The 21,510-nt window shown below is 67.3% G+C and carries 18 protein-coding genes and 1 pseudogene; 9 read left to right on the top strand and 10 right to left on the bottom strand.

The genetic code is table 11. The features are described from left to right. Positions 1-51: 51 nt before the first annotated feature. Entirely contained in the window at positions 52-840 is a 789-nt protein-coding gene (gene map, locus HGB39_RS20485) for a type I methionyl aminopeptidase (RefSeq protein ID WP_005561847.1), read from the top strand. A gap of 123 nt (positions 841-963) precedes the next feature. On the opposite strand, the gene HGB39_RS20480 is transcribed toward map, so the two are convergent. Next, on the bottom strand, positions 964-2,016 hold the full coding sequence (locus HGB39_RS20480) for a YeiH family protein (RefSeq protein ID WP_005561845.1): 1,053 nt from the start codon (positions 2,014-2,016) through the stop codon (positions 964-966). 101 nt (positions 2,017-2,117) lie between these two features. Here HGB39_RS20480 and HGB39_RS20475 point away from each other — a divergent pair, with 101 nt between their 5' ends. Further along, positions 2,118-3,023 carry a LysR family transcriptional regulator gene (locus HGB39_RS20475; protein ID WP_005561844.1) on the top strand — a complete coding sequence of 302 codons (906 nt, stop codon included), beginning with the start codon at positions 2,118-2,120 and terminating at the stop codon, positions 3,021-3,023. A 7-nt stretch (positions 3,024-3,030) separates the two neighbouring features. Here HGB39_RS20475 and HGB39_RS20470 read toward each other — a convergent pair whose 3' ends face one another. From HGB39_RS20470 to HGB39_RS20460, 3 genes are all read right to left on the bottom strand, one after another. Then, on the bottom strand, positions 3,031-3,762 hold the full coding sequence (locus HGB39_RS20470) for a sulfite exporter TauE/SafE family protein (protein ID WP_005561843.1): 732 nt from the start codon (positions 3,760-3,762) through the stop codon (positions 3,031-3,033). A gap of 49 nt (positions 3,763-3,811) precedes the next feature. After that, positions 3,812-4,780 (bottom strand): phosphotransacetylase, encoded by a 969-nt coding sequence (locus HGB39_RS20465; protein WP_247607462.1) that lies wholly within the window; start codon positions 4,778-4,780, stop codon positions 3,812-3,814. A 149-nt stretch (positions 4,781-4,929) separates the two neighbouring features. Beyond that, complete coding sequence (locus tag HGB39_RS20460; protein ID WP_005254320.1) at positions 4,930-6,300, bottom strand: aspartate aminotransferase family protein; 1,371 nt, start codon at positions 6,298-6,300, stop codon at positions 4,930-4,932. 220 nt (positions 6,301-6,520) lie between these two features. Between HGB39_RS20460 and ald the strand changes: the two genes are divergently transcribed. Both ald and pdxR read left to right on the top strand, forming a co-directional pair. Beyond that, positions 6,521-7,642: an alanine dehydrogenase gene (gene ald / locus HGB39_RS20455; RefSeq protein WP_005561841.1), complete on the top strand. Its 1,122-nt coding sequence runs from the start codon at positions 6,521-6,523 to the stop codon at positions 7,640-7,642. Between the two features lie 103 nt (positions 7,643-7,745). After that, positions 7,746-9,209, top strand: coding sequence for a MocR-like pyridoxine biosynthesis transcription factor PdxR (pdxR, locus tag HGB39_RS20450; RefSeq protein ID WP_005561840.1), 1,464 nt, complete (start codon positions 7,746-7,748; stop codon positions 9,207-9,209). Positions 9,210-9,270: 61 nt separating this feature from the next. On the opposite strand, the gene HGB39_RS20445 is transcribed toward pdxR, so the two are convergent. From HGB39_RS20445 to HGB39_RS20435, 3 genes are read right to left on the bottom strand one after another with little or no spacing between them, the layout of a single operon-like run. Then, positions 9,271-10,875: an amidohydrolase gene (locus tag HGB39_RS20445; RefSeq protein ID WP_005561838.1), complete on the bottom strand. Its 1,605-nt coding sequence runs from the start codon at positions 10,873-10,875 to the stop codon at positions 9,271-9,273. Then, a complete protein-coding gene (locus tag HGB39_RS20440; RefSeq protein ID WP_005254316.1) occupies positions 10,875-12,371 on the bottom strand; it encodes a sodium:solute symporter family protein in 1,497 nt (498 codons plus the stop codon). Before HGB39_RS20440 ends, HGB39_RS20445 begins: the two co-directional genes overlap by 1 nt. After that, positions 12,368-12,625: a DUF3311 domain-containing protein gene (locus HGB39_RS20435; RefSeq protein WP_005561835.1), complete on the bottom strand. Its 258-nt coding sequence runs from the start codon at positions 12,623-12,625 to the stop codon at positions 12,368-12,370. Before HGB39_RS20435 ends, HGB39_RS20440 begins: the two co-directional genes overlap by 4 nt. Before the next feature lie 179 nt (positions 12,626-12,804). Between HGB39_RS20435 and HGB39_RS20430 the strand changes: the two genes are divergently transcribed. Next, on the top strand, positions 12,805-14,031 hold the full coding sequence (locus tag HGB39_RS20430) for a PucR family transcriptional regulator (RefSeq protein ID WP_005561833.1): 1,227 nt from the start codon (positions 12,805-12,807) through the stop codon (positions 14,029-14,031). Here the strand turns inward: HGB39_RS20430 and HGB39_RS20425 are convergent. After that, positions 13,981-14,736, bottom strand: a complete 756-nt coding sequence (locus HGB39_RS20425) for a sulfite exporter TauE/SafE family protein (protein WP_005561832.1) — start codon at positions 14,734-14,736, stop codon at positions 13,981-13,983. The genes HGB39_RS20430 and HGB39_RS20425 overlap by 51 nt on opposite strands. A 163-nt stretch (positions 14,737-14,899) precedes the next feature. After that, the gene (gene xsc, locus HGB39_RS20420; protein WP_005561831.1) at positions 14,900-16,708 is read right to left on the bottom strand and encodes a sulfoacetaldehyde acetyltransferase; all 1,809 of its coding nucleotides are present in this window, start codon (positions 16,706-16,708) and stop codon (positions 14,900-14,902) included. 199 nt (positions 16,709-16,907) lie between these two features. Between xsc and HGB39_RS20415 the strand changes: the two genes are divergently transcribed. Genes HGB39_RS20415 through HGB39_RS20400 form a run of 4 tightly spaced genes read left to right on the top strand, consistent with a single transcriptional unit; the run spans position 16,908 to position 21,163 of the window. Further along, positions 16,908-17,741 (top strand): IclR family transcriptional regulator, encoded by an 834-nt coding sequence (locus tag HGB39_RS20415; protein WP_005265605.1) that lies wholly within the window; start codon positions 16,908-16,910, stop codon positions 17,739-17,741. Between the two features lie 10 nt (positions 17,742-17,751). Further along, complete coding sequence (locus HGB39_RS20410) at positions 17,752-18,720, top strand: AAA family ATPase (protein ID WP_005265606.1); 969 nt, start codon at positions 17,752-17,754, stop codon at positions 18,718-18,720. A 10-nt stretch (positions 18,721-18,730) separates the two neighbouring features. Beyond that, on the top strand, positions 18,731-20,437 hold the full coding sequence (locus HGB39_RS20405) for a cobaltochelatase CobT-related protein (RefSeq protein WP_005561830.1): 1,707 nt from the start codon (positions 18,731-18,733) through the stop codon (positions 20,435-20,437). A 42-nt stretch (positions 20,438-20,479) separates the two neighbouring features. Further along, positions 20,480-21,163 carry a phosphonatase-like hydrolase gene (locus HGB39_RS20400; RefSeq protein WP_005561829.1) on the top strand — a complete coding sequence of 228 codons (684 nt, stop codon included), beginning with the start codon at positions 20,480-20,482 and terminating at the stop codon, positions 21,161-21,163. A gap of 78 nt (positions 21,164-21,241) precedes the next feature. Here the strand turns inward: HGB39_RS20400 and HGB39_RS20395 are convergent. After that, positions 21,242-21,510 (bottom strand): annotated as a pseudogene (locus HGB39_RS20395) (pyridoxal 5'-phosphate synthase lyase subunit PdxS); the annotation flags it as partial.

Raw genomic sequence — 21,510 nt, 5'->3', positions numbered from 1 at the left:
TCTAGAGTGGTATTTTAATACCGAGTTTGCACGTACGAAGAGGAGTAGTTGGTGCTGGAACTGAAAACACCCCGCGAGGTCGCTGCGATGGACGTCACCGGCACATTCATCGCCGAGTTGCTCGACGATCTCGAACACCGCGCCGAACCGGGCGTGAATCTGCTCGAGCTCGAAGACCGAGCCCGCCAGTTGATCGCCCAGCGCGGCGCCACGTCGTGCTACTGGGACTATGCGCCGTCATTCGGGCGCGGACCGTTCCGCAACGTCATCTGCCTGTCGGTCAACGACGCGGTACTACACGGCCTGCCGCACGACAACGTGCTGCAGGACGGGGACCTGCTGAGCATGGACATCGCAGTGTCCATCGACGGGTGGGTCGCCGATTGTGCCCGCAGCATCCTCGTCGGCAATCCACGACCCGAGGACGCGCGCCTCATCGAAGCCACCGAAAAGGCCCTGGCAGCCGGAATCGCCGCCGCGTTACCCGGCAACCGACTGGGCGATGTGTCTGCGGCGATCGGCGCGGTCGCCGCCGAGTACGGGTACCCGGTCAACACCGAGTTCGGTGGTCACGGGCTCGGGCGGACCATGCACGAAGATCCGCACGTATCGAACACAGGACGTGCGGGCCGAGGACTCACACTGCGCCCGGGGCTGACCCTCGCCCTCGAACCGTGGTTCGCCGCCGGCACGGACAAGATCGTCTACGACCCCGACGGGTGGACCATCCGCTCGGCGGATGGATCGCGCACCTCGCACAGTGAACACACCATCGCGATCACCGACGGCGCGCCGCTCGTGTTGACGCGCCGGGAACAGGTCGCTGCAACTGCACTGTGATTGTCAGGCCCCCGGACGACGGCCCCCGCCGAACGAACGGGACGCTCATTCGATCTGACGCGACGAGCGTCCCGTTCGTCGCGGCGGGGGAGGCGACGGGGGCGAAGGGGGTGGGTAGCGGTATCACCCCGCGAGCAGGACCCCGACCAGGGCGATCGACGCGACCCAGACGGTGGAGATGCCTGCGAGCACGAAGGGTCGTGCGCCGACCTTCTTGATCGTGGCGATCTGAACGCCGGCGCCGAGGGCGAACATCGCGGCGGTGAGGAGGGCGGTCTGCACGATCTTGGCCTCGGCGAGCAGGCCCGTGGGCAGCAGGCCGGACGACCGCAGGCCGACGCAGGCGAGGAAGGCGAGGACGAAGAGCGGGACGAGCGGCGGCCGCTTCACGTCGGCGTCGGTGCCGGCGAGCCTGCGCTGGCGCACGCTGAGGACGGCCATGACCGGGGCGAGCATGAGGACGCGGGCGAGTTTGACCACCGCGGCCACGCCCAATGCGGCACCACCGATCGCGCCGCCCGCGGCGACCACCTGGGCGACCTCGTGGATGGATCCGCCCGCCCACAGGCCGGCGTCGGTGTCGGAGAGTCCCAGCGCCCGCGACAGCAGTGGGATCGCCGGGATCATGAGCGTGCCGAAGATGACGACGAGCGCGACCGCGGTGATCACCTCTTCCTCGTCGGCGTCCACGACACCGTCCACCGCCGCCACCGCGGCCGCGCCGCAGATCGAGAATCCGCAGGCGATGAGCAGCCGCTGAGTCCAGCTGAGGCCGAGCAGCTTGCCCGCGAACATCGTTCCCACGATGCCCAGACAGACGATCGACACCACCACGACGATGACGCCCCAGCCCAGTCCGAGGATGTCGCTCAGCATCAACTGGAGTCCGAGGAGGGCAATCCCCACCCGCAGCAGCTTCTTGGCGGAGAACTGCAGGCCGGGGCGCAGGCGTTCGGGCAGGTGCACGACGTTCGACAGCACGGCGCCGAGCACGATGGCGATGAGCAGCGGGCTCACCGTCGGAAGGAACCGGCCGACACCCATGGCGACGGCGGTGGCGACGGCGCACAGCGCCAGACCCGGCAGGAGAGTGGCCGTGGCGGTCTGCAGTCGCGGCAGCGTTGCCGGGCTCTCGACGCGCTGTTCCTCGGACTTCTCGCTCAGTTGACTACTCATGGATCCACGGTCCGTCACCGCGGCCGTCTCCGGTAGCCGTCATCTCGACATGAACACATATCAGTGTGATATGTCTTGCGCCAGGGTCATATACTCGATGCATGTCCCGCAGATGGCCCGAGTTCCCCGTTCTCGAGTTGCTCGTCGGCGTCGACGACCACGGAAGCCTCAGTGCTGCCGCCAGACTCGCCGGAATGGCGCAGCCGAATGCCAGTCGCGCCATCAAGCAACTCGAGCGTCAGTTCGGCATGACGCTGCTGCAGCGCAGCCCGACGGGCTCGATACTGACACCGCAGGGAACCGTGATCGCGCACTGGGCGCGCCGGGTGCTCTCCGATACGCGCCGGCTGCTCGACGTGGCCGAGGGACTGCGCGCGGAACGCGCCGCCGAGTTGACGGTGGGTGCCAGCATGACGGTCGCGGAACACCTGATGCCAGGATGGCTGGGGCAGTTTCGCCGCTTGCACTCCGACGTGACCATTCACCTGCAGGTGCACAACTCGACTCAGGTGTTCGAGCGGATCAACAGCAGGATCTGCGACGTCGGGTTCGTCGAATCGCCGACGGTGCCGCGACCGTTGAAGAGTCTCACGGTGGCGCGTGACCGGTTGGTCGTCGTCGTTCATCCCATCCACCCGTGGGCCCGGCGACGGAAGGCGCTGACCGTCGCCGAGTTGGCGCTGACACCGCTCTTGGTCCGCGAGCCGGGATCCGGCACGCGAACCACCCTCGACGTGGCATTACAGGAATACGACCGGGCGGCACCACTTCTCGAGCTGGGCAGCGCCGCCGCAATTCGCACCAGCGTGCTGGCCGGAGTCGGCCCCGCGGTGATGAGTACCCTCGCGGTGGCGGAGCAGGTCGGCGCCGGAGAACTGAAGGTGATCGACGTCGACGGCCTCGAGCTCGACAGGGTGCTGCGCGCCGTGTGGCGGGGCGCGCGTCAGCTCGACGGTCCCGCGGGAGAACTGGTGCGTCTGGTCCGACGGGTCGGTGCCGAGCCCTGAGCGGCCGTCATCCGAGAAGGCAGGTCGCCGCACCGGCCGCGATCACCAGCACGATGACCGCGGAACGAAACACCCCCGGCGGAAGTCGGCGGGCGATCGCCAGCCCGGTGACGTTGCCGATCAGCGCGGCGATGACGAACACCGGGAGGCGCGGCCAGAACATCGACTCCGTGATCTCGTCGTGGAACCACAGGACAGCGAGAGCCATGACGTTCGCGACGATGAAATAGCCTGCGAGATCGGCGATGAAAGCCATCGGTGGCAACCGCGCGCGCATCAACAACAGGACCGGTGGCGGTCCGTTGAGCGATGTCGTCGTTCCGAGGTAGCCACCCACGGAACCGGTGAGGAGGTGCGCAGTCGTGGACGGCGCACGCGTGACTTCCGCCCGGTTGGGGAACGCCATCGCGAGCCCGCACAGCATCACCACAACTCCCGCTGCGGGCTTCAGATACTGCTCCGGCAGCAGACCGAGGGTGACCGCGCCCAGCCAGGCGCCGGGCAGACTGCCACCACCGAGCAGCGCCACCCGTCCCCACGTGATGTGTTCTCGCAACTGGTACGCGGCGCCGATCCGCGTGATCAGGCCCGCCACCAGATTGACGAATACCACTTCGGGAACGGCGAATCCGACCATCAGCATCACCGGTGTCGCGATCAGTGCCGTCCCGAACCCGGTGGCGCCGCCGATGACGGACGCGATGCCGATGCACAGGGCACCGATGAGGAGCATCGTCATCGCGACTCCCTTCTCGATCCGGCGGCACGTTCCCGTGCAGGTGTGAAGTTCAGGTGGCCAGGGATTGGACTGCGCTCACCAGAGCCATCAGTTCGATGTCGCTGCCGGTGCATCCTCGGGACAGGTCGTTCCACGGTGCGGCCAAGCCTTGCAGGATGGGACCCAAGGCTATTGCACCCCCGAGCCGCTGGGCAATTTTGTACCCGATGTTGCCGGCATCGAGATTGGGGAAAACCAGCACATTGGCCCGGCCGGCGACCCGCGAACCGGGCGCCTTGGACGCGCCGATCTCGGCGACCAGCGCGGCATCGAATTGCAGGTCACCGTCCACATGCAATTGCGGGTCCCGGACGCGCACCAGGTCCGCGGCCTCGCGGACCTTCGCCACTCGCGGGTGGCTGGCGCTGCCCTGGGTGCTGAACGACAGCATCGCCGCGATCGGAGTCTGCTCGGTGAGCTGGAAGTGGGTGGCGCTGGCAGCCAGCGCGATGTCGACCAGTTCCTCGACCGTGGGGTCGGGTACGACGGCGCAGTCGGAGAACGTCAACTGTCTGCCGTCCGACAGCAACATCAGAAACGAGCTCGACAGGATGCTCGAACCCGGCGCGAGACCGACGATGCGCAGCCCGGCCCGCAGCACGTCGGACGTCGGCCTGCTCGCGCCCGCGACGCAGGCGTCGACCACTCCGGCGCGCAGTGCCGCCGCGGCGAGGCACACCGGGTCGGACAGCGCCGACTCGATCCGGTCGGGGTATTTGGCGAATCCCGATTCGACGGCGTCGCGGATCGCGGGGTCGGCAGCCGCCTCGGCGAGGTCGACGACGAGTTCCTCGGCCAGGGGGATATCCGCGGCCTCGGCGATGCGCCGGATGACGTCCCGCCGCCCGAACAGCCGCGGGGAAACGACACATTTGTGGTGCAGATGGTGGGCGGCACGGATCGCGCGTTCGTCTTCTCCGTCCGCGAGACCGACGACGCGATTCGCCCCACGCAACGTGGCGATCCAGTGGTCGATCATCGACGAATCATTCAGTCGTACAACGTCGGTGGGTGGTACAGCGGTGACGCCCGGGGCCATGGCCTCGCTCTCCCATCACTACGAAGAGGGGTGGCGGTCGTCGATCGCGACGACCGCCACCCGCTGGAAATCGGGGAACGTATCGTTCCCTACGGCTGGATTGCCTTTTCGATGTCGGTGAGCATGCTGTCGATTCCGTGGAGCAGTTCCGAGAGCACCTCGTCGTCGGCGACGAGTGGCGGCGAGATCATCAGCATCGTGGCACCGCGGTCGTCGCCGCGGAGGATCACCTTGGTGCGGGCGAACGCCTCCGGCAGCACCTTGCGCAACACCGTCAGCGACTCCTGCTCGGTGAACTCCCGGCCGCTGTCGCTGTCGGCCATCAATTCGATCGCGTAGAAGAAGCCGGTGCCGCGCACGTCCTTGACGCAGCGGTGCGAGCTCATCAGCGAGTCGAGTGCCGACCGCAACTTCGGGCCGCGCGCGGAGACGTTGCCCAGCACGTTCTCGTCGCGCATCGCGGTGATGTTCGCGACCGCCACCGCAGTCGACACCGGGTGTCCGCCCCACGTCGCGCCGTGCGTGAACACGCCGCCCTTGGGTGAGTCGTAGAGCTCGCGAACCAGCTGCTCACGCACGATCAGGCCGCCGAGCGGCGCGTATCCGGACGTGGAGCCCTTCGCGAACGTGATCATGTCGGGAACCACACCGGTGAGCCCGTGCCCGAACCAGTGTCCGAGGCGGCCGAACGAGCAGATCACCTCGTCGGAGACCAGCAGGATCCCGTGCTTGTCGCACAGCGCGCGCAGCGCGGCCCAGTATCCGTCCGGCGGGACGAGGGCGCCGCGCCCGTTCTGAACCGGCTCGGCGAACACGGCGGCGATGGTCTCGGCGCCCTCTTCCTCGATGACGGCTTCGATCGCGGCGATGCAGTCGAGCTCGTTCGCCGGGCCGCAGTCGCCGAGGTAACCGAGGGTGTTGGGTACGGAGCGGACCCCGGGCAGCAGCGGTCCGAACGGATCTTTGATCTTGGGCAGCTGTGTCACCGAGAGGGCGCCGAGAGTGGTTCCGTGATACGCCATCTCGCGGCTGATGATCTTGGTGCGCTGCGGGTTGCCCTGGCTGCGGTGGTACTGCCGGGCGAATTTGACGGCCGTCTCCACGGCCTCGGAACCCGAGTTGACGAAGAAGGTCGTCCCGAGATCACCGGGCGCCAGGTCGGCGATGAGCGCGGACGCCTCGATCGCGGGAATGTGGGCGCTGCCCCAGTTGGAGGCGTACGCCAGCGTCCCGATCTGCTCGCTCGCCGCCTTGGCGATGTCGTCGCGGCCGTGACCGATGTTCACGCAGAACAGGCCTGCCAGACCGTCGAGGAAACGGTCCCCCTCGGTGTCGATCAGATAGCTTCCCTCGCCACGAACGAACACCGGGAAGTCGCTTTCCCAGGTGTCCTTGCGGGTGAAATGAGGTCCGAGGTGCCGGCGGGCCCGTGCTCGCAATTCGGTGACGTCCACGACCATCTCCTTCGTTGTCGAATGGCTGTGATCCACAACATACCGACGGGGCAGACCGCAGGTCAGGGCCAGAAGAGCGGTATTCGATGGGTCCAGTCTGGTCCCCGTAGACGGCGCTCAACTGGTCCTTCTGGTCCCATGCCAGAGTGATCCAGACTTCGGTATCGCTCGGGCACCACGACATGTGGTCGGAGCGGCGAACAGCCCCAGCTAACGGAGGTCTCAGATGAGGATCGGTATCCCCAAGGAAGTCAAGAACCACGAGTACCGGGTGGCGGCCACTCCCGCCGGTGTCCACGAAATGGTCGCCCACGGGCACGACGTGTTCGTGGAACGCGGTGCGGGGGAAGGCTCGTCGATCGGTGACGACGCCTACGGTGCCGCCGGCGCGAAGATCCTCGACTCCGCCGACGCGGTGTGGCAGAGCGCGGAACTGCTGCTCAAGGTCAAAGAGCCCATCGCCGAGGAATACCACCGGATGCGTTCGGACCTCACGTTGTTCACCTACCTGCACCTCGCTGCGGGTGAAGAGTGCACCCGGGCACTGCTCGCCGCCGGCACCAATTCCGTTGCGTACGAGACCGTTCAGCTTCCCGACGGTTCGCTGCCCCTGCTGTTCCCGATGAGTGAGGTCGCCGGCCGGCTCGCACCGCTCGTCGGTGCGCAGGCACTCATGCGACCGGAGGGTGGCCGCGGCGTACTGATCGGCGGCGTGTCCGGTGTGTTGCCGGCTCGCGTCGTCGTGATCGGTGCGGGTGTATCGGGCATGAACGCCGTCGCCGTCGCCGCAGGCACCTGGGCCGACGTCGTCCTGTTCGACAAGAACGTCGACAAGTTGCGCGCTGCCGACCGGATGTACCAGGGCCGGATCCGCACCCTCGCCGCGAACTCCTACTCGATCGAGCAGGAAGTCATGCAGGCCGACCTCGTCATCGGTGCCGTGCTCGTCCCGGGCGCCAAGGCACCGAAGATCATCTCGAACTCGCTGGTCTCACGGATGAAGCCGGGCAGCGTCCTCGTCGACATCGCGATCGACCAGGGCGGTTGCTTCGAGGATTCGCGTCCCACCACCCACGCGGAGCCCACGTTCAAGGTTCACGACTCGGTGTTCTACTGCGTGGCGAACATGCCGGGAGCGGTGCCCCACACGTCGACGTACGCACTCACCAACGTGACCTTGCCGTACACCCTGCAGATCGCCGAGAAGGGCCTCGCCCGCGCGGCCAGGGAGAATGCCGCACTCCGCGCCGGTGTCAGCACCGTCGCCGGGCGCCTGACGAACGATGCCGTCGGTGAGGCACTCGGGATCGAGTCGGTCAGCGTCGACGACGCGCTCAACCTGGTTTGATTTCGCCGCCGGCCCGGCATACTGAGAAGTGCTCGTTCGAGAACTGCTCGGCGTGCCGGGTCGGCCTACCTCTGGCCACTCTTGGATCCACAGGAGGCGATGCGTGCCGAGAACACTGATCGAGGTCGACCGCAATTCCGCCGAACCGCTCTACCGCCAGGTTCGACGGGCGATCGAGCACGGCATCGCCAACGGGCTGTTCGATCCACGACACCGCCTTCCGAGTTCGCGTGAACTCGCCGTCGATCTCGCGATCTCCCGGAACACGATCAACCTGGCGTATCAGGAACTGATCGCCGAGGGACTCGTTCAAAGCCACCAGCGCTCGGGCATGTTCGTGAATCCCGACATGATCGAGACGCTCGCAACGGACGCCCGCGCGACCATCCCGCGCATCGACTGGTCGTCCCGCATCCGGCGCTACCCCGACGCCGACGTCCCGCACATCGAGAAGAACGTCGACTGGCACAGCTACCCGTACCCGTTCCTGGCCGGGCAGATCGACATCCGCAGCTTCCCCGCCCGCGCGTGGGTGCGCTGTCTCCGCGACGCGCTATACCAACCCCACGCCTACGCGAGCCTCCAGGACAGCGTCGGTGCGGACGACCCGATGCTGATCGACATGATCCGCCAGCATCTGCTGCCCTCGCGCGGCATCGAGGCGAGTGCGGACGAAGTTCTGGTGACGGTCGGTTCCCAGCAGGGCCTGGATCTCGTCGGCCGGGTGCTGCTCGGACCCGAGGATCGGGTTGCCATCGAAAACCCCGGCTATCTCGATGCGCGACACATCTTCCTGCGCACGGGCGCCCAGGTGTACGGCATCGACGTCGACGATCGCGGCCTGCGCCCGCCGGAGACTCTCCGCGGCACGGACCTGATGTATCTGACACCGAGCCATCACCATCCGACCAACGCGACGCTCGGCATCGACCGTCGTCAGCGTCTGTTGCAGCTCGCCGCGGAGTCCGGCACCGTGATCGTGGAGGACGACTACGACAGCGAGTTCCGCTACCACGGCAGCCCCAGCCCGGCGCTCAAGGCGCTCGACTCGAGCGGCGACGCCGTGTACCTCGGTACGTTCTCGAAGTTCCTGGCCCCCGGTCTGCGTCTGGGCTACCTCGTCGGACCTGCCGACCTGGTGCGCGAACTGCGGAAGGCCCGACGGTACGTGCTCCGTCATCCCCCGGGTCACCAGCAACGGGCCCTTGCCATGCTCATCGACAGCGGGGAGTACCACCGCGCGCTGCGCCATCACCGCACCCAGATGAAACACAAATGGGAGCGTCTGTGTGCGGCCGTCGACAAATATCTCCCGTGGCCGCAGGAACCCTATCCGCCCGGTGGCGTCAGCTTGTGGATGACCGGCCCGGAGAACCTCGACTGCCGGGTACTCGTGCGCGAGGCGGAAGCCCGCGGTGTGCTCATCGAACGGGGCGACATCTTCTTCACGCAGCCGGTCCCGCCCCGCAACCACTTCCGCATCGGCTACGGGGCGATCCCACTGCGCTCCATCGAAGAAGGCATCGCCCTCCTCGGCCAGGCGTGCCAGGCGAGTTTCCGCCGGTAGCGGGAACCCGCCCTCGCCTGATCGGCGGGGGCGGGTTCCGGTTCCGTTTCAGCTGTTCGGGTCAGCGCATGTCCGCCGACTCTCCGTCGATCATGACCATTGTGGGGCGGGGTATTTCGGTGGTGCCGTTCGCGAGATCCCCGAGGCTGCCGTCGAGCGCCACCAGGTCCGCACGACGGCCGGCCGTCAAGGTGCCGACACGGGTCTCGTCGTGGACCAGGTACGCGCTGTCGATGGTCATGGCCCGGATCGCGCGATCCACTCCGATCCGCTGGTTTCCGCCGAGCACCGTGCCGCCCCTCGTCATCCTGGTGACCGCGGTCCTGATGGTCGCCAGCGGATCCATCGGAGTGATCGGGCAGTCCGAATGCAGTCCGAATCGCAGCCCCAGCTCGTCGGCGCAGGCGAGGGGATCCATTTCGGCGGCACGCTCGGCACCGAGGAACCGGTCGCGGTGGCGGTCGCCCCAGTAGAAGACGTGGTTGACGAAGAAACTCACCCCGAGTTCGGCTTCCCGGATCGCGGCGAGGTCGCTCGGTGCGCTCACCTGGCAGTGTTCGATGCGGTGCCGTCCCACCCGGCCGTCGGTGGCTTGTGCCCTCCGCAGCGAGGTGATCGCGGCACCGACCGCCGCGTCGCCGTTGGCGTGCACGGCGACCTGGCCACCCGCACGATGCACCTGCAGGATCATCTCGTCGAGCTGCGCCTGAGGGTAGAGCAGGTCGCCGTGATGGCTGGGGTCGCATGCGTACGGCGTGCGGAGTGCGGCGGACAGCCCCTGGATCGATCCGTCGGCCCAGAACTTCGCGCCGCCCAGCCGGAAGCGTGCGCCGGCCGCGGGTGCGTGCTCGAACGTGACTCCCCGGTCGTCGAGGGCCTCGAGCGCCAGGTCACCGCGCAGGAACCCGACGACGTGCACCGGCAGCTCACCCGACGCGTCCAGCGAGCGGTAGGCGGTCAGCTCCTGCTCGCCGGCCGAGAGACCCACCCCGAGATCGTGGATCGTGGTGATACCCCGCGACCGCGCCGACAGCAGGCTGCGAAGCAAGGCGCCGTTGACCTCCTGCTCGGTCAACGCGGGAACCGCCGCGGTGAGCCTCGCCACCGCATCGATTTCCCACGCCATCCCGGTCAGTCGACCGTCGGCGCCGCGAGGGAAGAGCGGGTCGTCCACCGGCACCGTGGATTCGTCGATGCCTGCGGCCGCGAGTGCGGCGGTGTTGGCGACGGCGAAGTGCCCGCAGATGTGCAGGACGATGACCGGACGATCGGTACTGACGGCGTCGAGATCCGTCCGGGTCGGATGCCGCTCCTCGGCGATCTGGGTGTCGTCGTAACCCCACCCCCTGATCCATCCGCTGCCGGTGGCCGCGGCACGCAGCGCCTGCTGGATGTCGGCGATCGACCGGCACGGTGGTGTCCGGCAGTCCGCCCAGCCGTCGGTGAGGCCGGCGTAGGTGGGGTGGATGTGCGATTCGATGAGACCCGGGATCACCGTGGCCCCGGGCAGGTCGAGGCGGCGGGCGCCGACTCCGGCGCGATCCGCCATGTCCTTCCTGGTGCCGGTGGCGATCACGTCGGCTCCGTCGACAACCAGCGCCTCGACCGTCGGCGACGACGGGTCCTGGGTGTGGATCGAATCGGCGGTGAGCAGTGTCCGGGACATCAGGCACCCACTTCGCTGCGTGCGGCCACGGATCCCGCGGCGGTGCCGGACGTTCGGCCGTCGGCGCGAAGGCCGCGGACGGGATCGGTGGGTGGCCAGAACACCCGCGTCGACACCACGAAGAGGATGTTGAGGACCAGGGCGGCCGCGCCGAGATTGACACCGTGCTCGGCGAGCCAGGCGGACACCGGGCCGTGCTTGTCGAGATACAGCCACAGCACCACGACGTCGCCGAGCACCACGCCCATGGCGAGGGCAGCGGGTCGCAGTTTCCATCCGAAGACCATCGTCGCGAAGACCACCGCGGCCTGGGTGACGCCGTAGTACGCCGTGTTGACCAGGGTGAGCAGGAGCTGAGGTGTCGCGAGGGTGAGCAGGAGCGAGATCCCGAGGTACGCCACGACGACTCCACGCACCCAGACCCGTTGGCGGGATTCCGGGATCCCGGGAATGATGTTGCGCGACACGATCGCGCCGATTCCGAGGGCCGCCCCGCACAGGACCACGATCGCGCAGAGGGCCGCGCCGCCTGCGACGACGCCGGTCAGCCAGTCGGGCAACAGTTGTCGCGACAACTGCAGGAGCACCTGGTCGGATTCCGTGCCCTCGAGCTTCGTGGGCAGCAGCGTGATCGCCCCGAAGGCGGCAGCGACGAGGAACGGGTACATGAGCATGTACAGCGGATTGAACTTGGCGACCCGCTTGATCGTCGCCTCGGACTTCGCCGCGAGCACGGCCTGCACGATGATCGGGAAGATGAAGAACCCGACCGATTGGAACACGATCGTCGTCAGGACGAACGTCAGTGACGACCCGGTGACCGTGGAGTGTGAGGCCGAGCCGCCACCACTGGCTGCCGCCGCGGCGAACAGTTTTTCGGTGCCACCCGTCTCGATCACCGCCGCGAGTCCGATCAGGACGGCGCCGAGCAACAGGGCGGTGTCCTTGACGTACGACACGAACGCGGGGGCGCGCACCCCGGACAACATGAGGAACAGCAGCGCAAGGGCTGCGCCGGCGAAGACCGCGACGGTTGGGTCGATGGAGATACCCAGACCGGTCAGCGCGATCTGCAGTCCGGCGAGCTGAAGCTGGCCCCACGGGATGAGGAATACGACCGAAGCGATGGCGATCGTCAATTCCAGCCCACGCGACCGGAAGTGGCGCCCGGCCACATCGGGCAGGGTCATGGCGCCGTATCTCTTGCCCGCGCGCCAGAGATAGGGCGCGAAGAAGTATCCGATCGGGTAGGCCAGCAGGATGTACCCGATGAACCAGACGCCGTAGCTCGCCCCGTGCGCGTACACGCCGCCGGGGAAACCGATCAGGGTGCCGATGCTGTACGCCTCGCCCGCTCCCAGGATGAAGACCAGCAGCGGACCGAACGACCGGCCCCCCACCAGGTAGTCGGAGATCTCCTTCTTGCTGCCGCGCCGCGACAGCACGCCTGCCCCGAGGGCGAGGACGAGCACGAGGGTGAAGAAGGCCGCGGTCATGACTGGTCTCCCGTCCGAGCGCTCGTAGCGGCCGATTCGGCGCGCTCGGCGGCTTCGAAGTCCTTGCGGTCGAATAGCTTCCAGGCGAGATGGAGGCACAGCGAGGTGAGCGGCATCCACAGGAACAACCACGCGAACAGGATGGGGACTCCGAAGACCGTGGCCGTGGATCCGGCCAGGGCGACGATGCCGCCCAGAACCCCGGCGAACGGGACACCTATCGCGAGTAAGGCGCTTTTTGCCTCGTTGGACATGATTGTTTTGTCTCCTATTCCGACTGCGTCCACCGGCGTCGCGGGTTGGGTCCGGTGCCGGTCGACGTGCACTCTGGCACTAGTGTGGGCTGAATCACTCCCCTCGGGCCATGGGCGAATCCCGGAAAACGTCGCGGCGGTTCGTGAATTTCACGGGAGTGCGGAAAACGAGGGAGAGGGTGCCCGAGTCCGTGGGTGAAGACACGATCCAACGGCTGTGCCGGCAGGTCTCGGAGGAGATCGAATCGGTAACCGACCGAGCAGTGGGTCAGATCCGCGCCGAGTTGCAGTCGTACGCCGCCGTACCGATCGACGAGCAGCGCGGATACATCAGGCGGCAGCTCGCTGCGACGTTGCGCGCCCTCGCGGAGAGCGAGCCTCTCGCCGACGACGTCCTCGAGCGTTCGCGTCAGCTCGGGCGGCGCCGGGCAATGCAGGGATTGCCACTGTCCGACGTCATCGAGACGTACCACATCGCGTCCCGCGAATTGTGGAACACGATGGTGGCCACAGCCGCCGAGCCGACAACCGACCTGCTGCGCGCAGGCGGCATGATGTGGGACCTCGTCCATACCGCCACCAGCGCGGTCGCCGTCGGACACACCGACGCGACCCGAAGCGAACAGGCCATCCGCGCGGGGGTGCGATACCGGTTCTTCGAGGCCCTCGCGAGGTCGGTCGACGGCGACCACCGCGATGTGCGCGAGCTGGCAGAGGCGCTGGGTTTCACCGCGCAGCACGAGTTCCAAGCGGTGTGCATCGCCGCGGAGGAGTGGTCGGAAGCGCAGCTCGAACGGCTGCAACGCACCCTGGACACGATCCCGGGCACCACTCAATGCAGCGGGCACGACACCGTCATCATCGCCCTGAGCCAGCGCGCACCGGTCGACGCCATCATCCGCGAGGTCCGGCTCGGTCACCCGGGCACCACGGTCGGAGTCGGATTGGGCCGCCCCGGCCTGGCCGGCGCGGCGATGAGCATCACGGACGCGCGCCGGGTCCTGCATCTGGCCTCGCCTACCGGTGAGGTGGTCCGTTTCGCCGACGAGTGGGTTGCCGCCACCCTGGCGGATCATCGCGACGAGCTCGCCACGCTGCTGGAGCCGGGTGTCGCCGTCGCCGCGGACCATCCGCACCTCGTCGAGGCGGTATTGGCGTTCGCCCGCAACGAGTTCTCCATCAGCGCGGCCGGACGGGACATCCACCTGCACGCGAACTCGATCACCTACCGGCTCGACCGCTGGCAACAGCTGACCGGCTGGGATCCCCGGACTCTCGACGGCCTGCAGCGGTCGGTGTCGAGTCTGAGACTGTTCCAGCGTGATTCGCGCGATTCGAGTTCCCGGGAAACGCGGTCAGCGCAACGCCACCTGCACGAGGACGGCGGCGCCGAGGAAGCCGAGTAGCCACAGCACCCGTTGACGGACCTGCTGGGCGGTGGTGCGGTCGAACAGCCATTTCCCCGCGGCGGCGCCGAACATGCAGAGCGGCGTGAACAGGACGATCTGCGCGAGGACGGGCACGGTGAGGAGACCACCGGCGGCCGACCCCGCGGCGCCGAACGCGTCGATGACGAGGAAGAACACGACGAGCGAGGCGCGTCCGGCCGCCACGTGGGTGGACGCGGAGAAGTACATCAGGACGGCGGGCGGGCCACCGAGCGCGAAGCCGCCGTTGAGGAGACCGGACGCCACACCCGTCACCGTGGTCACCCCGGGGCCGGGCAGCGACTGTCGGTCGGGGACGGCGGCCATGGCGACGGCGGAGCCGATGATCGCGACACCCAGCAGCACGCGCACCAGGTCACCGGACAGCTGCGTGAGCGCCCACATCCCCAGCGGCATACCGATCAGGGTGCCGGCGAACAACCAGCGCAACGACTTCCAGTGCACCTGCCGCCACACCTGGGGCAGCATCGCCGCGCTCGCGACGACCTCGAGGACGAACACGGTTGGGATCACCGACGTCGGCGGGAGCAGGACGACGAGTCCCGCGACCCACACCATCGCGCCACCGAAACCACCGAAACCGCGGACGACACCGCCGGCCACCACGACGCCGAGCGCGAAGAGGAGGGCAGGCAACGACAGATCCCACACCGTTGCCGCCATACCCTGTTGCACCGCTTTCGTTCGCCGTTGTCTCCGTCAGAAGTGTGGGGGGTAGCGGCGGTGAAGCGACAGGTCCAGACGACGTCGAATCGTCGGTACCAGGACGGCACGGGACGTGGCCCCCGGCGTCTGCGCCGGGGGCCACGTGCTCGCAGGGAGCGGACTACACGTAGTCCTTGTACTTGTCGAGCAGGCGAACCGGCTTCGACAGCGCGTCGCGGCGGAAGGGGTCGCCGAGTTCGCGGGTGCACATGATCTCGATGACCGTCGTCTTGCCCTCGTTCATCTGTGCGGCGACCGCGCGCTGCAGTGCGGGACCGACCTCCTCGAGCTTGTCCACGACGATGCCCTCGGCGCCCATCGCCTGCGCGATCCCGGCGAAGGACTCGCTCTCGAGCTCACCGGCGACGAAGCGGCGGTTGTAGAAGTCGACCTGGTTCTTCTTCTCCGCACCCCACTGCCGGTTGTGGAAGACGACGGCGGTGACCGGGATGTCGTGCCGGACAGCCGTCATGATCTCGCCCAGGCTCATGCCCCAGGCGCCGTCACCTGCGTAGGCGATGGCGGGCCGTTCCGGTGCCGCCGCCTTCGCGCCGATGACGGTCGGCAGCGCGTAACCGCAGTTGCCGAAGCTCATCGGGGCGAGGAAGCTGCGCGGCTTCTCGAACCGCAGGTAGCTGTTGGCGACGGAGTTGATGTTGCCGATGTCCGTGGACACCATCACGTCTTCCGGCATCGCCTTCTCCAGCTCGCGCAGCACCTGACGCGGGTGCAGCCAGTTGCCCTCCTCGCCTTCCTGTTCGGCGATCATGTCGAGGCTGAACGGATCGCGCTCATGCGTCCATTCGTCGAGTTCCTTCTCCCACGCGGCCTTCTCGGCGTCGATCTTCTCGCCGCGTGCCGCGCGGTTGGCGTCGCAGACGAGGGCCTTGCCCTCGAGCCGCTCGGTGAGCGCGACGGCAGCGGGCTTCGCGTCGCCGCAGATTCCGACGGAGATCTTCTTGACCAGACCGAGCATCTTGTGGTCGGCGTCGATCTGGATGATCTTGGCATTCTTCGGCCAGTAATCCATGCCGTGCTGCGGGAGCGTTCCGAAGGGGCCGAGGCGAGTACCGAGGGCGAGCACCACGTCCGCCTGGCTGATCAGCTTCATCGCGGCCTTGGATCCCTGGTAGCCGAGCGGTCCGGTCCACAGCGGGTGGCTGGCGGGGAACGAGTCGTTGTGCAGGTAGCTGTTGACGACGGGGGCGCCGAGACGCTCGGCGAGTGCCTTGCACTCCTCGACACCGTCGGCCATCACCACGCCGCCGCCGGACACGATGACCGGGAACTCGGCCTGCGCCAGCAGTTCCGCCGCCTCGTTCAGGCTCGTCTCGCCACCGGGACCGCGGTCGAGGCGGGTGGGCTGCGGGATCTCCGTCTCGATCTCACCGTAGAAGTAGTCGCGCGGAATGTTGAGCTGCGTCGGGCCCATCTCGGACATCGCGCGGTCGAAACAGCGGCCGGTGAACTCGGCCATGCGCTTCGGGTTGTTGACGTGCCCCTGGTACTTCGTGAACTCCTGGAACATCGGCAGCTGGTTGGCTTCCTGGAAGCCGCCCAGGCCCGTTCCCATGGTGCCGGCCTCGGGAGTGACGATGACGACGGGGCTGTGCGCCCAGAACGCGGCGGCAATCGCGGTGACGCAGTTGCTGATACCCGGACCGTTCTGCCCGATCACCATGCCGTGCCGCCCACTGACCCGGGCATACCCGTCGGCCATGTGTCCCGCGCCCTGCTCGTGCACGACCGGGACGAGCCGAATCCCGGCGGGAGCGAAGATGTCCATCGCATCCATAAAGGCGGATCCCATGATGCCGAACATGTCGGTGACGCCGTTGGCGACCATCGTCTCGACGAACGCCTCCGACGGTGTCATCTTCTGTACACCGGAGACAGCGGTGCGATCGGCACCGTTCTTCTTCTTGCTCATGTGTGATCCTCCTTCAGGGGCGCGCCGGAACCGGCAGAGAATGTCAAAAATCGGAACGTTTCGTTCGTGATTTTGTGATCTGGAACGACAGTAGGCCACGTCACACACTTCGTCAATGAATGTTCCTAAAACTGGAACGAGATGTATGATTTTTCGATACACGATGCGAATGCGTCGCCGTTTCGGCCAAGGAGGAACCGTGGGTGAGATTCACCGGATCGACGAGTCGAACGGACACCCGACTACGGAGCTACCCGGAGACACACCGACGCTCCGCCTGTTCGCACTGCTCGAGATGATCGCCTCCAAGGACCAGCTGTTCACGTTGCAGGGGCTCGTCGAGGAGACGGGCATGGCCAAGCCGACCCTGCACCGCATGCTCCAGCAACTCGAGGGCGCCGGACTCCTCACCCGGCAGAACAACGGCAGGCATTACGGCACCGGCGTGCGCCTGCGACGCTTCGCCGAAAATCTGCTGCTCAACGACACCCACCACGGCGCACGACACGCCATCCTCCGGAACCTCGTCGCGGAACTCGGCGAGAGCTGCAACGTGACCACCCTGTCGGGTAGCGAAGTGGTGTATCTCGACCGCGTGGAAACCTCCGAGCCCCTTCGCTTTACACTCCATGCGGGATCGCGGGTGCCCGCGCACTGCTCGGCCAGCGGCAAGATGATCCTGTCGCAGCTCAGCCCTGCCCAGCGACGGCGACTTCTCGCGCGAATGCCGCTCGAGAGGTACACCACCAAGACGGTCACCGACGTCGAGCTGATCGAGACCGAACTCAAGCAGGTCCGCCGTGACGGTTACGCCATCGACGACGAAGAGTTCCTTCCCGGCCTCGTGTGCGCTGCGGTACTCGTCCCCTGTGCCACAGGCAATTCCAACCTCTGCATCGCAGTCCAGGCCCCGGTCATGCGACTCACCCCCGACAAGGCGCTCAAGCTTCTGCCCGCGTTGCGGCGGGCGGCCGACGCCATCGGTGAGATCGAGAACGAGGTCACGGACGACGGTTCGCCAGACCTGAACTGAAGGAGGGCGCATGCCCGAAATGACCACTGCGGCACCCAGCCACGTGCTGTCCGCACGCGAGCTGTTCGGACTCGACACCGACCTGACGGTGCGCGCCTTCCGCGAACCCGTCGACCACGTCCCCGACATCGACCCCGCGTACCGGTTCGATCACGCGGTGACGACGGCCCTGCTCGCCGGGTTCGGCCGCAACCGCCGGGTGATGGTGCAGGGTCTGCACGGCACCGGCAAGTCCACGCACATCGAGCAGGTCGCGGCGCGTCTCAACTGGCCGTGTGTGCGGGTCAACCTCGACGGGCATCTCAGCCGGCTGGACCTGATAGGCCGGGACGCGGTGGTCCTGCGAGACGGTAAGCAGGTCACCGAATTCCAGGAAGGAATCCTGCCCTGGGCACTGCAGCGACCCGTTGCCCTCATCCTCGACGAGTACGACGCCGGCCGCCCCGATGTCATGTTCGTGATCCAGCGTCTCCTCGAACGCGACGGGAAACTCACCCTCCTCGACCAGAACAGGGTCCTGACTCCGCATCCGGCCTTCCGGTTGTTCGCCACGGCCAACACCGTCGGCCTGGGCAATCTCAACGGGTTGTATCACGGCGTGCAGCGGCTCAATCACGCGCAGATCGATCGCTGGAACATCGTCGCGACGCTCGATCACCTGCCCGCGGAACAGGAAATCGAGATCGTGTCCGCGCGGGTGCCGTCACTGAGCCGGGACCTGATCGGGTCGATGGTGGCCGTGGCCAACCTGACCCGGAGCGGTTTTCGAGTCGGCGACCTGTCGACGCTGATGTCGCCGCGCACGGTGATCACCTGGGCCGAGAACATCGAGATCTTCCACGACCCGGCACTGGCATTCCGGTTGTCGTTCGTCAACAAGTGCGACGAGGCCGAGCGGCCCGTCGTCGCCGAGTACTTCCAGCGATGCTTCGATTCGGAACTGGAGCGGTCGGCGATGCTCGCGACGAGCACGGCCTGAGCGGGCAGTCATGACAGAACTGCCCGAGCGCCCCGCGTCGGTCCGCCGTCAGCAGGAGGTGCACGAACTCTGTGCCGGCACGATCCGTGCCCTCGCGGGGCAGAGTGAGTTGCACTTTCGCGGACCGGAACTCCACCGCGGACATCGGCGCGTGCCGATGCCCGCCCCGCATCTGCACCCGTCCTTCGACGGCGCCGACTTCGCGTCCTTCCGCGGCGCGGCGGACGGCATGGCGTCGCGTCTCCTCCACACCGACCCCGTCCTGCATCGCAGCCTGTGCCCGGACGGCACCGCGGATCGCCTGATCTTCGAGATCCTGGAACAGTTCCGCGTCGAATCGCTGGCCGCCGACGCGTGGGGTGGCTTGCGCGCCAACCTCTCCCACCGCTTCACGCAGTGGTCACAGGACTACGCGGCGTCCGGGCTGACCGAGACCGTGCACGGGATGCTGCTGTTCACGGTGACGCAGATGTGCCGGGCCCGGATCACCGCCGAGCCGATACCCGAGGCCACCGAGGACCTGATCGAATCGACCCGATTCGCTCTCGCCTCCGTTCTCGGCGGCCACCTCCCGTGGCTGCGTCGAACCCGTCTCTCGCAAAACGACTTCGGGGTCCACGCACAGGCAGTCGCCGAGCTGATCGGCCGTCACCTGGAGTCTCCGGTCGACACGGACGTCTCGGCCGACGACCGGAGCGCCGGCCGGGCGGCGTTCTCCCTCCTGTTCGACTTCGAACCCGACGACGACGAGGCCGTCCGGACCGCGGAGTCGGGGCGCAGTCGCGCGCTGGGGGAGGACGGAGACGGGTACCGCGTGTTCACCCGCGCCTACGACGAGACACGACAGATCGCGTCCCTCGTCCGGCCCGAACTGCTGCAGGAGTACCGCCGGCGGCTCGACCTCGGCATCGACCTGCAGCACCTCAACGTCCGGAAGCTCGGACGGCAACTGAAGGCCCTGCTCTCGAAACCGGTCACCGACGGATGGGAAGGCGGCCGGGAAGAGGGATACCTCGACGGTCGCCGGCTCGCCCAGCTCGTCACCTCGCCCACCGATCGCAGACTCTTCCGGGCCGAACGCACCGAGCCGCAGACCGACACGACCGTGACCTTCCTCATCGACTGCTCCGGTTCGATGAAGGAGTTCGGCGAACCGGTTGCGGTCCTGGTCGACGTGTTCGCCCGGGCACTCGAACTGGCCGACGCCCGCTGCGAGATTCTGGGTTTCACGACCGCCGCTTGGAACGGGGGTCGGGCCCGCCGAGACTGGCTCCGGTCCGGCCGTCCGCGCAACCCGGGACGCCTCAACGAGGTCCGGCAGCTGGTGTTCAAGGACGCCGAGACTTCTTGGCGCCGAGCCCGTCCCGCGATCGCGGGACTGCTGAAGAACGACCTGTTCAAAGAGGGCGTCGACGGTGAGGCCGTCGACTGGGCGTGCTCCCGGATGCGGGGCACCCAGGGCCGGAGGCTCCTGTTCGTGATCTCGGACGGAAGCCCCCTGGACGGCGCCACCGCGCTGGCCAACGACGAGTTCTACCTGGACCACCACCTGCAGGACGTGGTCGAGCGACACGAGGACGAGCGGGCCGTCGAGGTGTACGGACTGGGAGTCGGGCTGGATCTGAGCCCGTACTACGACCGCTGCCGGACGCTCGATCTGTCGTGCGGTACCAACAGCGACGTCATTGCCGACGTGCTGTCGATGATCGCCCACTGACAGCATCACCTGCCAGTGGCTCAACAGTGAGGAGTCACACCCATGACCGAACACGGGGTTTCCCTGGTCACCTTGGACATTGCCGGAACGAGCGTCGACGAAGGCGGCGCCGTGTACGTCGCGTTACGCGACACCGTCGAGAAGCACCTCGACGAACCGATTCCGGACGATCGGTTCGACCGGTGGAAGGGCACGGGCAAGCGGCAGGCCATCGAGGGACTGCTGCGGGAGAGCGGCGTGCCGGTCGAGAAGGATGTTTTGGACGCCGTCGAATCCGATTTCACCGCAATGCTTCTGGCTGCGTACCGCAAGACGCCGCCCACCGCACTGCCCGGGGTTCACGACGCCTTCGGTGCGTTGCGGCAGCGCGGCATCAAGATCGTTCTCCAGACCGGCTATTCACGCCAGATCGCGGAACCGCTGCTGGAGCAGGTCGGGTGGGAGATCGGACGGGACATCGACGGTGTGATCACGAGCGACCAGGTGCGGATGAGCAGGCCGTCGCCCTATCTCATCTTCCGCGCCATGGAACTCGCCGGAGTGCAGAGCGTCGACGAGGTGCTGGTGGGTGGTGACACCCCGAACGATCTCCGGGCCGGGACGAATGCCGGGGCGCGCTACGTGGTGGGTGTTCTGACCGGCGCCCACGACGCGGCGGCGCTGCGTCCGGAGCCCCACACGCACATCCTGGAGAGCGCGGCGAAGCTTCCCGACCTGCTGGCCTGAACGACGACTGTGGGCCGGTTCTGCTGCACGACAGCAGAACCGGCCCACAGTGGTTTCGGAGGAGCGGGATTACCTACGTCACCAGCCGCGTTCGGCGAGCCGGTGCGGGACCGGGATGTCGTCGACGTTGATCCCGACCATCGCCTCACCCAACCCGCGGGAGACCTTCGCCAGCACGTCCGGGTCGTCGAAGAACGTGGTCGCCTTCACGATCGCCGCGGCCCGCTCCGCCGGATTACCGGACTTGAAGATGCCCGACCCGACGAACACACCCTCCGCACCGAGCTGCATCATCATCGCCGCATCCGCCGGGGTGGCGATGCCACCGGCAGTGAACATCGTCACCG

The organism is Rhodococcus opacus, from assembly GCF_012396235.1.
Taxonomy (GTDB): domain Bacteria; phylum Actinomycetota; class Actinomycetes; order Mycobacteriales; family Mycobacteriaceae; genus Rhodococcus_F; species Rhodococcus_F opacus.
Note: the sequence above shows the minus strand (reverse complement) of the source record. Positions and strands in the feature narration are given on the sequence as shown.